The sequence below is a fragment of the Paenibacillus sp. SEL1 genome, from assembly GCF_054602535.1.
The window spans coordinates 5,079,590-5,091,186 of the sequence record NZ_CM137723.1 but is presented as its reverse complement, the minus strand read 5'-3'; the positions used below and the strand labels follow the sequence as shown (position 1 = coordinate 5,091,186).

Annotated in this window: 11 protein-coding genes; 9 read left to right on the top strand and 2 right to left on the bottom strand. The window is 44.6% G+C overall.

Annotation, left to right across the window (positions count from 1 at the left end):
- Positions 1–190: 190 nt before the first annotated feature.
- Positions 191–1,408 carry an MFS transporter gene (locus ACYCSE_RS23230; RefSeq protein ID WP_459702563.1) on the bottom strand — a complete coding sequence of 406 codons (1,218 nt, stop codon included), beginning with the start codon at positions 1,406–1,408 and terminating at the stop codon, positions 191–193.
- A 389-nt stretch (positions 1,409–1,797) separates the two neighbouring features.
- Here ACYCSE_RS23230 and ACYCSE_RS23225 point away from each other — a divergent pair, with 389 nt between their 5' ends.
- Complete coding sequence (locus ACYCSE_RS23225) at positions 1,798–2,895, top strand: DUF3900 domain-containing protein (RefSeq protein WP_459700148.1); 1,098 nt, start codon at positions 1,798–1,800, stop codon at positions 2,893–2,895.
- Positions 2,896–3,013: 118 nt separating this feature from the next.
- Here ACYCSE_RS23225 and ACYCSE_RS23220 read toward each other — a convergent pair whose 3' ends face one another.
- Positions 3,014–3,943, bottom strand: a complete 930-nt coding sequence (locus ACYCSE_RS23220) for an L-lactate dehydrogenase (protein WP_459700146.1) — start codon at positions 3,941–3,943, stop codon at positions 3,014–3,016.
- A gap of 232 nt (positions 3,944–4,175) precedes the next feature.
- Here ACYCSE_RS23220 and ACYCSE_RS23215 point away from each other — a divergent pair, with 232 nt between their 5' ends.
- The 8 genes from ACYCSE_RS23215 to ACYCSE_RS23180 all read left to right on the top strand — a co-directional run bounded on the left by ACYCSE_RS23215 (position 4,176) and on the right by ACYCSE_RS23180 (position 11,537).
- Entirely contained in the window at positions 4,176–5,567 is a 1,392-nt protein-coding gene (locus ACYCSE_RS23215) for an amino acid permease (RefSeq protein ID WP_076295092.1), read from the top strand.
- Positions 5,568–5,730: 163 nt separating this feature from the next.
- Positions 5,731–6,981, top strand: coding sequence for a WD40/YVTN/BNR-like repeat-containing protein (locus tag ACYCSE_RS23210; protein ID WP_209942436.1), 1,251 nt, complete (start codon positions 5,731–5,733; stop codon positions 6,979–6,981).
- 153 nt (positions 6,982–7,134) lie between these two features.
- Entirely contained in the window at positions 7,135–7,317 is a 183-nt protein-coding gene (locus tag ACYCSE_RS23205; RefSeq protein ID WP_061828281.1) for a hypothetical protein, read from the top strand.
- Between the two features lie 189 nt (positions 7,318–7,506).
- Complete coding sequence (locus ACYCSE_RS23200; protein WP_013371386.1) at positions 7,507–7,902, top strand: DUF2500 domain-containing protein; 396 nt, start codon at positions 7,507–7,509, stop codon at positions 7,900–7,902.
- Between the two features lie 135 nt (positions 7,903–8,037).
- The gene (locus ACYCSE_RS23195) at positions 8,038–8,787 is read left to right on the top strand and encodes an SDR family NAD(P)-dependent oxidoreductase (protein ID WP_459700144.1); all 750 of its coding nucleotides are present in this window, start codon (positions 8,038–8,040) and stop codon (positions 8,785–8,787) included.
- A 119-nt stretch (positions 8,788–8,906) separates the two neighbouring features.
- Entirely contained in the window at positions 8,907–9,329 is a 423-nt protein-coding gene (locus ACYCSE_RS23190; RefSeq protein ID WP_459700142.1) for a cell wall hydrolase, read from the top strand.
- A gap of 56 nt (positions 9,330–9,385) precedes the next feature.
- Positions 9,386–9,847, top strand: coding sequence for a spore coat protein GerQ (gene gerQ / locus ACYCSE_RS23185; protein WP_235309726.1), 462 nt, complete (start codon positions 9,386–9,388; stop codon positions 9,845–9,847).
- Positions 9,848–10,235: 388 nt separating this feature from the next.
- Entirely contained in the window at positions 10,236–11,537 is a 1,302-nt protein-coding gene (locus tag ACYCSE_RS23180; protein ID WP_322158124.1) for a hemolysin family protein, read from the top strand.
- The last annotated feature ends 60 nt before the right edge of the window (positions 11,538–11,597 follow it).

Genomic DNA, 11,597 nt, shown 5'->3' with positions numbered 1-11,597 from the left:
ATTAGGTTAACATAATATATATTATGTTAAAAAAATATCAATGTCTTTTAAATGAGAATGATGATCATTATAATTGTAATCAAGAGCATGAAGAAAGAGAGTCATAATCCGTATGAAATCATGATACAAACATTAAGAAACCGCCCCGGAGGATGCTATATCATATCTCCAGGGGCGGTTTCTTGTGCTGTTATTCAGAATCATCGGCTATGAAAGCTTGTACAGGCTGCCTGTCACGAAGCAATGGTAACAACAGCATCGCTCCGACCAAAAACAAACTGGCGCTCACGGTATATACAGTGTTCAGGGAGGATTCGTGTTTGAGTGTTCCGCCGATACTCATACCGACGACCATCATCCCGGAGAACAGGGGAGAGAGGGCACCACCGACGCGGCCGATAAAAGCAGCTTCGGCATTTTTCATCATCATCGTGTTGATACCGATATGAATGCAAGGATAAAATAGGCCGCTGAAAACTTGTAGTGCCATAGTCAACCCAATATTGTGCGACCATCCGACACCACAGGTTGTCAGTGTGCTGACCAAGAGTCCGGCTACCAGCAGCAATTGCGGCTGTACTTTTTTGGCAACCCCCATAATCAGGCCGCCTCCCACCAGCATAGCCGCTCCGTTCGCCATTAATGGCCATTGCAGGAATTCCTTGTTTTGTCCAAGGTTCTCGATGGCGACAAAAATCATTAATGGTTGAATAAGTCCAACCGCCAGCCCAATTACGGTAAATGTTCCCCCAAGCGTGCGAAGTGTGCGGTTATTCCATACATAACGTATTCCTTCTTTAAGCTCTTGAATGAAATGAGTGGGTTGATCATCTATCTCAAGTGCTTGTTCATCTTGGGGAATACGAGTCAAGACAAGTGCCGAAATGAGAAACAATATTCCGGTTATAGACATTGAAATGAAAATTCCAAAGTGTTGATAAATAAATGTACCGATAACAGGACCGATAACCATAAATAATGCCATGAGAGATTGAAAAAGGGCCATCACTCCCTGAAGCTGGTCTGGTGCTACATGCTGCTTAAATATCTTCATTGCAGACGGCTGAGAAAATTGAGATAGAATGGCCGAAAAGAAAGTAGACAGCAAAAGCACCTGCCATGACCCGTACCATAATGCCAACAAGACAATAAAAATAGAGGCCGCGGATAGCAAATCGCAACTAATCATAGTCCGTTTGGGCCGCCAACGGTCCGCAAATGTTCCTCCAATGATAGCGAACAGAAAAATAGGCATGAATTCAGCAACCGAAATGAGCGATACGTAGACGGGATCATTATGAGTCAAATCTGTTACATACAACAGTATGGCAAAGTTGCGCACCCAAATGCCCAAATTTAGCAGCGCATTGGAGGCGATAATGGTCCTTATATATGGATTTTTAAACAACAACAAACTCTCCTTTCCTGTTTTCAAAGCGCGAGCCCCTTGGAATATCATTTTATATAAACAAAATTTATTTTTGTCTATATAATAATAGATAATATAATAAATTAACTACTTTTTAGTCAAATGTTTTTTTGCAACCAAGAAGAAAGTAGAGCATGGAAATAAAGAGGCCAATGATCCTTAAGGACGTGAATTAGAATAGTGATACAAGTACTCACTTTAAACTTGTGAGTTGGTAATAATATCCAATCAAAAAAAGTATTAACATAATATATATTATGTTAACTAAATTGCTTATCTAATAATAGGCCTCTGAATCCGATGTACCTTTTAAAATCATAGTGATATAATTACGCGTACATGCCTGAAAAGGAGCGAATGGAACATAAATGAACTTTCAAGTGGATTTTTTATCTTTTTTTGTAATTCAGGTAGATGGAAAAGAAGGACAGGGTGGTAAGTCCTATAAGCATTACGCTACAATGGACGACTACGATTATGACGAAAGCGATGTTAAAAAATTTCTGGACGGGGAATTTACTCGTATTAGCAAGCGGAAGGTTGAAAAAAATCCCAGCACAGAGCAGGCACCGACCAAAATCGGCCGCTTTATCGTCGAACCGGAGCATGAATTGAGCAGTAATCCGAATTTCAATATGTTCGCCCGACTGCGGGCAGCAGAGGATAAGGAAGATTTTAAAAATGCTTGTGACGATCTGGTGCGGATGTATCTGGATACGAGCGCAGTACGCGGCGGAGCGCTGATCATTGTACAGGCTACCTTGAATACACACTCGGATGATCCGTTTATTTTTGTGCTTAAATGTGATTTTGAACCTAAAATTGCCAGAATTACTGAAAGCAGTCTGGTGAGTGAGGTCGAAATGGCTATTTCTGCCCGTAATATGAAATCCATCATGTATCCTTACATGCTTGAGGAGGGGATGAACGATGAGTGGGAGCTTAAAATTCACCAGTCTTCGCATGCCCGGTATTTTGAAGATTTTTTGAAATTCGTGACCTATGAGCAATCCATGCCCGAAATTGTCAATGAGCATGTCATGGGCTTCGTTCAGAACTATGTAGAAACCAAATGGCCGGATGCATCTAATGAGGAAAGACAGCAGGAAGAGCGTGATCTGGAATTGTGGGCGGCTAGCGAAAAACGGGATTTGCAAGGGAAATGGGAACCCCTTCAGGTCGTAGAGGCTGCACAGCATATTGTCGAGCTGAAACCAGAAATTGAAGTTCGTTTTAAACTAGATGATACGGCTGTGCGTGGGCTACTGTCCGACTTTGGCGCCAAGCTGCACATCACGAAACTTCATGATAGATATGCACTTATTATTGAAGGCGATGCATTTACGTTTGAAAAGGGATTTTCACCGATTGAGCTGCTCCAACCTGAATCGTTTGAAATGGTGGCTGAGCGGCTAAAAGAGAAACGCCAGCATGAAAATGAGGATGGCGATACGCCACCTTGGTAATTCGAATGCAAAGCAAGACGACCAATTGAACTTTTACATTATAATGACTAAAAAACTGGCCTCTCAACGGATATTACCGCTGTGGAGGCCAGTTTTGTTTAGCTTTTATGTTCCCGATCTACATATGAACTTTGCTAATTTGATCTTTCAGCTTGTCCGCAGATTGAAGCAACCTGGCACGTTCCTCGTCATTGAGCGGAAGATCCAAAATTTCACGTACCCCATTGTGATCTACGATACTTGGAACACCTAAATATACGTTAGATACTCCGTTATAATCTTCCAGCAAGGTGGACACATTAAGTACCGACCCCTCGTCCCCGAGAATGGCGGCTACGATTCGGTCGAGAGCCAGCCCTATAGCATAAGAAGTTGCGCCTTTAGCATCTATAATTTCATAGGCAGCATTCTTGGTATTTTCAAAAATTTCATTTTTCGTTTCTTCACCCAGTTCCAGCGGAGTTCCAGCTACGTTGGCTGTGCTCCATACAGGTAACTCAGAGTCACCATGTTCTCCAATAATATGGGCGTGGATGCTTCGTGGATCGATGCCCTTTTGCTTCCCGATCAGATAGCGGAAGCGTGCGCTGTCCAGCAACGTTCCTGATCCAATGACTCTGCTTGAAGGCCAACCACTGCGTTTCCAAGAGATGTAGGAGAGAATGTCCACTGGATTGGTTGCGATCAGCAAAATGCCATGTGTATTGACCTTGACGATATTATCAATAATACTTTCAAAAATTTCGGCATTACGCTTCAGTAAATCAATGCGCGTTTCTCCCGGCTTTTGTGAAGCGCCCGCTGTAACAATAATGATATCTGCATCACGGCAGTCTTCATAATCACCTGCCCACACTTTGACACCACCGAGAAAGGGAAGCCCATGATTCATATCGAGCATTTCCCCCTTCGCCTTTTTGACGTTGACATCAATAAAGACAAGTTCTGACATGCGTTGGCGCAGAAGTAGGGTATAGCCGGTTGTTGTGCCAACCGCTCCCATGCCGACAATGGCCACTCTACTTCGTTTGTAAGGTTTTAAGCTCATAAAATCCTCATCTCCTTCTCGGGTTGTATACCTTTTCATTTTGGGATATTACTTAAAAATTTATCTTTCCAACTCAGTGTACCCTATATACTAACCCACCGCAAAGAAATATGACATTTTTCCTTGACTTCAAAGGCGAGCTCGCTAATAATTAATCGAATGATAAGAACACGCACTAAAGCGTTGCAGCACCGATATTGACGCATGAAATTATGGAAAGAGGATTCGGCATATGGACTTATTTCGAAAAAAAACAGGACTGCTCCCGCATGAGGAAAGCGGATCTACAGGTCGCTTAAAGAGAACAATGGGTGCCTTTGATCTCACCATGCTAGGTGTAGGATGTATTATCGGTACCGGGATTTTTGTTATTACTGGCAAGGCAGCAGCAGAAAATGCAGGTCCTGGATTGATGCTCTCCTTTGTTATTGCAGGTATTGCCTGCGTACTAGCAGCCTTGTGCTATGCGGAGCTTTCATCTACAGTTCCCGCAGCTGGGAGCGCTTATGCGTATAGTTATATTGTATTTGGAGAAATTTTGGCCTGGGTACTGGGGTGGGACCTAATTCTGGAATATGGAGTGGCGGCCGCCTCTGTGAGTAGTGGATGGTCTGCTTACTTTCAAGGCTTGCTGGCTGGATTTGATGTGCATTTACCGCTGGCTTTAACCGCAGCCTTCGATTCGACCAAGGGGACCATTATTGATCTACCAGCCGTGTGCATCATTATGCTCATCACATTGTTACTGAGTCTCGGAGCCAAGGAGACGGTCCGATTCAATTTAATAATGGTTTGTGTTAAAGTCGGAGTTGTATTGCTATTTATTGGGATCGGTATCTTTTATGTTAAGCCTGACAACTGGACACCATTTTTGCCTTATGGATTTTCTGGTGTTTTGAGTGCTGCGGCAATCGTATTTTTTGCTTATCTGGGTTTCGATGCCATCTCAACTGCAGCCGAAGAGGTTCGCAATCCGCAACGGAATATGCCCATCGGTATTATCTCTTCTCTAGCGATCTGCACAGTACTGTATATTGCGGTTTCAGTTGTGCTAACGGGAATGGTACCTTATACGCAGTTGGGGGTAAGTGATCCTGTTGCGTTTGCTCTCCGCTTTATTCATCAGGATTTCGTAGCCGGATTGATTTCAGTCGGTGCGATTGCGGGGATGACGACCGTTTTATTGGTGCTCTTGTATGGTCAAACGCGGTTAATTTTCTCCATGTCACGTGATGGCCTTTTACCCGTTTTTTTATCTAAAATAAATGCTAAAACTCAAACGCCAATTCGAAGCACTTGGCTGGTGGGCAGCATTATCGCATTGGCTAGTGGATTGTTCCCGTTACATGCACTGACCAATCTGACGAGTATTGGAACCCTATTCGCTTTTGCTGTGGTATCGGTAGGAGTTATCGTTCTGCGCAAGAAACGCCCTGATTTGAAAAGAGGCTTTACCGTGCCGTGGGTTCCGTTGCTCCCACTTTTAAGTGCTTTGGTTTGCATCGGTCTGATGCTTCAGCTTCATATTAGCACTTGGATTGGATTCATTGTGTGGCTCCTGCTTGGATTGTTGATCTATTTCTTCTATGGATACCACAAAAGTTTGTTAAACCGTAAATCTTAATAAATTCTAGTATAAAAAGAGCCGGCATCCTGCACTTTTGTGGAAGGTCCGGTTTTTTTTGACATTACGCGAAAAGTGTCACATAGAGTCGTTTATGGTATAATTCTGTTTCAGATAAGCTTTTGGCACGTGATTACAGCATGCCATCGAGGGAGGATTTTATATGAAACTGCGCTGGCGTGCGCTCTTGGGGGGAGTACTGCTGCTGACGGGCATTCTACTGACTGCCTGTTCTGCTGAAGCCCCAGATACGTTAACTAAACCTCCGATTGAGGAACCTGATGACCAGGGTCAGACAATTACAATTAATCCACCAGTGACTCCAAAGGTGGGCGATCCCAACGCCAAATATGTAGTACAGACGCGAATAGCGGATTTTCATTTAATTGATAACAATAAAGGGTTAGTTTGGGGGGTTACCCATAATGAGCTCCGGCTTTATGATACTCATGATGGCGGAAAGACATGGAATAATATTTCCCCCTCCGAAAACGTCCAATTTCAAGACAAGCTTGAATATGGAAAGGACATCAGTTTCACTGATTCTCGTCACGGTTGGGTTGTCCGTCAAAATTTGGACAAAACAGCAACCGTCATTCTGAGAACAGCAGATGGAGGACAGAGCTGGGATGTTTCAGCGCTTCCAAGCGGGGACCATGTGAGCTCGATTCAATATGTAAATCCAACTACTGGCTGGATCATGGCATATGTAAATCTGAATGAGCAGGATCAACAAAAACTGTTGTATCACACCACTGACGGGGGAGCCACATGGAATAAAGTTGCGCAAAGTTCGGGTATGACATCCAACAAATCAGGCTCAGGTTTACCCGATCGAGGCAGCCTGGCGGGGATGAGCTTTTCTTCCAACAATCAGGGGTTTGTAGCGATCAATCTGGATAACAGTGTTAAGTTGTACAAGACTTTGAATCAAGGGAAAACCTGGACTCCGGTAGCTAACAGAATACAGGGCTGCCCTCAGGCCAAAGCAGAAGCCCAGCAGTCTCTGAAAGGGAGCAGTGCCTCGTACTGGATTCCGGTTCTTTGCTATGGGGATAAGGCCATAAAATATAACGGACTGTTTACAAACGATACAGGGACACAATGGAACGGTGTGCCTTTGGGTCTGAGTAGCAACATTAATTCTATTATCCCTGGCCGTACGTTTCTAAATGAAAAGGAAGGGTGGATCATAACCGAGACTGGAATGAGCCGTACAATGGATGGGGGGAAGACGTGGACAAGTCTCACAGGCAACAAAGTGCTACCTTTGAAGCTAAAAGACTACCCACGATCGGTTAAGCTCCGTTTCGCTTCTTCTTCGGTGGGTTGGCTTCTTTTGGAACGCCTTGATGACAAAAAGTCACTGCTGCTGAAAACGACGGACGGCGGTGCGAACTGGAGAATTTTATAATCGCTATAAAGGTGATTGCCCTGGGGTATTTTTCCCAGGGCGTTTTATTTTTAAAAAATTTAAATTTTATACGACTATATGTGAAAAAAATCACAAACTAACAAATAAGCCGCTGTTATACTAAACCTGTAAACAACGATAGGAGTGATAATCATGAGAGCGAATCAGGATCATATGTTAACCCAATACTACCTTCAATTTTGTTATACTTGCCAGGATGCCTATGGTTGCACGACTGAAGAGGACTGCAAGCAGTGTGCAGAGCGTTACGCTGAAGACGAAAATCATGAAGTTCTGGATGAAACACAACGTTATCTCCAGCTTGTACATGTGTAAATCGATGCATCATTCTGATATCGCCATATCTTGAGCCCTCCCGGATAATTCCGTGGGGGCTCTTGGCGTTCTTAAGGGTTGCTATCAAATTTGGGCAAGAACATACATATACTGTTATAGAAAGCTTAGGTCAGGTCAGGATGCCCGGTAGTTTCCCTGTGAAATGCCTGGCGGAGAGGAGTGCGGTGCATGGGTTTTGAGTCATTATGGATGTTCGATTGGCTGGGCACGGTACTGCCCGTATTTTTCGTTGTCGTGTTGGGTATTGTCGTGTTGTCTGCAGGCAGGGAAGTCATGGAATGGAGTCGGAATAAAAGGCAGCCTGTATTGACGGTCGGTTCCCGAATTACAGCCAGAAGGACACATCTCCAACAGAGGCGGCAGGAGGAACAAGGGACTCGTACCTATACTTTCTATTACGTAACCTTCGAGGTGGAAAGTGGCGACCGGATGGAGTTTAAGGTATCTGGGGAAGAATATGGTCAATGCGCTGAAGGGGATGAGGGACGGCTTACTTTTCAGGGTACAAGGTATATCGGGTTTCAGCGTCTTAATCGCTATAGCTTGGAACAGGTTAAAATGTAGAATTCAGTCTAGCTATTTTTTGGATTCATTACAGCCTTCTGCGAGATGCCAGGGTAGAGGGCTGTAGATGTTTCTTGTACAGCACATTTTGGTACATATATACTAGAACAGTGTAGTTCAGAGGAGGAATGATTTGTGTCATTTGAGGGACAAGTTGTTATTGTAACAGGAGCGGCGCACGGCATCGGGAGAGAGGTCGCTTTTGCCTACGCTGCTCAGGGTGCCCATGTTGTATTTGCCGACTACAATGAGGAGGAGGGTGCCGCAGCCGCTGCAGCGGCCCGGAACGAGGGCTATCAGGCCATTTTTATTCCTTGTGATGTGCGGAAGGAAGAGGATATTGTAGCGCTAATCCGTGCCACGGAAGAAGAATACGGTACGATTCATACGCTAATTAACAACGCTGGCGTGTCCAAATGGAAATCTCCTTATGAGTTAACGATAGCAGAATGGGATGACATTCTGAATACAAACGTACGCAGCTGTTTTATTGCCACTAGGGAAGCGGCTAAGGTGATGAAACGAAACGCAGAAGGTGGCTCCGTGGTCAATATGACCTCTACACGAGCTTTCATGTCAGAGCCGGATACAGAAGCCTACGCGGCATCCAAAGGAGCGATTGTGGCCCTTACACACGCGATGGCCATATCGCTAGGAAAGGACCGGATTCAGGTCAATTGCATCAGTCCAGGGTGGATTGAAACCGGGGATTATGAGCAACTGCGTGCAGAAGACCATCAACAGCATCCGTCTGGGCGAGTAGGAACCCCTAAGGACATCGCACGGGCTTGTCTGTATTTGACACAACCCGGCAATGATTTTGTAACAGGCACGAATCTGGTAGTAGATGGTGGCATGACGCGTAAAATGATTTATGAGCCATAATAAAAGCCTGAATGAGTAGTCCCAGTCTTGGGGCTATTTTTTATTTTTCTGGACTGTCACCCATTGGGCATTTGTACCATACGATAGGGTATGTGATGGAGAAGCGAGGAGGGGACGCGGTGGCTGTAATCAAGACCAACTCAGGAGATGTAAGGACCCTCGCCCGGCTGATGCGGGCTGAGGCTGAAGGTGAAGGCGAGATGGGTATGCTCATGGTTGGCAATGTCGGTGTGAACCGAATTTTATCCAATTGCCTAGATTTCCGGGGGATACGTCTCATGAATGACATGGTGTTTCAAAGCCCCGGAGGTTTTGAAGCCACTCAGAAGGGGTATTTTTATCAGAAAGCCCGTGATCGGGACATTCGACTTGCCCAGCGTGTAATCAATGGAGAAAAGCTACATCCGGCATCCAATGCATTATGGTTTTTCAGACCAGCAGGAAACTGTCCGGGCACTTGGTATGACCAGACCAATACCGGACGTTTTAAAGCCCACTGCTTTTTTAGCCCGTCTGTACAGGATTGTCCTAATGTATATTAGACACTTTACAGAATGGCTTGAAGAATTAAATTAAAACCATTTTAGGAGGAATTTACATGATTTCACAGCAAGCTTACCGTCCCGTATCTTATGCTTCCGGCAACGGATATCCCGAATGGCCAAGAGGGATGGCTCCAATGGGAACCATGCAGCCGCAGCCTATGACTGGCTTTCCACCTCAAGTAAGTAGTGGCAGCCCTATGACACCAACGGGTACTGTAGTGCAGGTTCAGACTCCGCAATACGAGCAATCATACATCGAAAATATTTTACGCTTGAACTTAGGCAAAACGGGAACCTTTTATATGACCTATGAAAATAACCGGGAATGGAATGCGAAAATATTCAAAGGCATTCTGGAAGCAGCAGGTCGGGATCACATTATTATTAGTGATCCGGCGACAGGCAAACGGACCATTCTACTGATGCTAAACCTGGACTATGCAACGTTTGATGAGCCATTGTTGTACCAATATCCCGGCGTCATCGGGAATCCGGGTGCATCCCCGGTTCGCTGATGCCTTCATATATATGAGTCTACATCCTCTGCCAGACGGCAGGGGATGTATTTTGTTTATAATCTTTCTCAAATATAGTAGCTTTCTTAGTAGTAAGCGGCGAAAACGAGAGCTTTATGACCTAAATGATAGGGGAGCTGTTTTTTCTGACATTGCTTGTGGTTTGACTGTATAGAGTATAGTTATATAATTAAATATAAGCTGATGAATGATCTAATCATTTATGCGGAATATGGCTTTAGAAGCCGGAGGGAGTGAATGTGTTGGGAAGTTGACGCTGCTTATGATGTGTTATCGTTCTGTCTATGATGAAACTATCCGAAGGAGGTGCGCCTGTCTGCCGTAATGACGGCTGATGGGGAGCATATTGAGTGACCCTTTACCGAGTATGTTTAACTTATTTATTGTTTTTGCATTAGTACTATTGAATGGTTTTTTTGTATCTGCGGAATTTGCCATGGTGAAGGTCAGAGGCAGCCGTATTGAAACATTGGTGGAAGCGGGCAATAAAAAGGCCGTGTACGCCGCCAATATGTTACACAACTTGGATGCTTATTTGTCTGCCTGCCAGTTGGGTATTACACTAGCATCGTTGGGACTAGGATGGATCGGAGAGCCGGCCATCGCACATTTGATCGAACCTGTATTTACAGCCGCTGGATTAGGAGCGGTATACGTGCACGGTACTGCCGTGGTTATTGCATTTATTGTTATTACGATTCTGCATATTGTGTTGGGTGAATTGGCGCCCAAAACGATAGCTATTCGTAAATCTGAGACCATTACGCTGTATTCAGCCATGCTGATGACTTGGTTTTACAAGTTGATGTATCCATTCATATGGGCGTTAAATGGAATGGCGAACAGCCTGCTGCGTTTATTCCGTCTGGAGCCGGTATCTGAAAACGACGATTCCGCGCATACCGGAGATGAAATACGCATTCTGATGAAAGAAAGCAATAAGAGCGGACTAATTGATAATACGGAATTGGCGCTTGTTGATAATATATTTGATTTTACCGACACGACCGCCAGGGAAATCATGATTCCGCGAACTGAGATGATCTGCTTATACAGTAATGAGTCCACAGAAGAAAATCTCGCGATTGCGACGGAAAGCATGAGAACCCGTTATCCAATCTGCGCCGAAGATAAGGACCATATTATCGGCTTTATCCATATTAAGGACCTTCTACGGGCGAACACACTGGATACCCGTACGATGATTCGACCGATTCTTGCTGTCCCTGAATCTACGCAAATTAGTGATCTGCTCAAACGCATGCAGCGCAGCAAGACGCAAATCGCCATTTTGATTGATGAATATGGCGGGACATCGGGTATGGTAACACTAGAAGATATTATGGAAGAAATCGTTGGTGAAATTCAGGATGAGTTCGATCAGGAACGTCCGAGTTGTGAGCAGATTAATGACGAGGAATTTTCCATTGACGGCATGTTATTAATTGATGAAGTGAACGATCGCTTTGGACTGGATCTGGATCATGAGGATTATGATACGGTAGGGGGCTGGCTATACTCACATGTCGAGGTTATTCCTCCACAGCCTGGCCAGTCTGTATTATTTGAGGGATGTATGTTCACGGTAGAAGAAGTTGAAAACAAGCGAATTTCACGTATTCGGCTGATAAAACAGCCTATTATCGTGGAAGAAGCAGGAGTCTCGTAACGGAATACGGAATAAATCTTGAGAGCGACCTTGAACGATGTGGGGTCGCTTTTTAATTTG

Bases quoted from the DNA above. Each gene is read 5' to 3' on its own strand.
- ACYCSE_RS23225 (WP_459700148.1), top strand. From the start codon at position 1,798: ATGAACTTTCAAGTGGATTTTTTATCTTTTTTTGTAATTCAGGTAGAT.
- ACYCSE_RS23220 (WP_459700146.1), bottom strand. From the start codon at position 3,943: ATGAGCTTAAAACCTTACAAACGAAGTAGAGTGGCCATTGTCGGCATG.
- ACYCSE_RS23215 (WP_076295092.1), top strand. From the start codon at position 4,176: ATGGACTTATTTCGAAAAAAAACAGGACTGCTCCCGCATGAGGAAAGC.
- ACYCSE_RS23210 (WP_209942436.1), top strand. From the start codon at position 5,731: ATGAAACTGCGCTGGCGTGCGCTCTTGGGGGGAGTACTGCTGCTGACG.
- ACYCSE_RS23205 (WP_061828281.1), top strand. From the start codon at position 7,135: ATGAGAGCGAATCAGGATCATATGTTAACCCAATACTACCTTCAATTT.
- ACYCSE_RS23200 (WP_013371386.1), top strand. From the start codon at position 7,507: ATGGGTTTTGAGTCATTATGGATGTTCGATTGGCTGGGCACGGTACTG.
- gerQ (WP_235309726.1), top strand. From the start codon at position 9,386: ATGATTTCACAGCAAGCTTACCGTCCCGTATCTTATGCTTCCGGCAAC.
- ACYCSE_RS23180 (WP_322158124.1), top strand. From the start codon at position 10,236: ATGTTTAACTTATTTATTGTTTTTGCATTAGTACTATTGAATGGTTTT.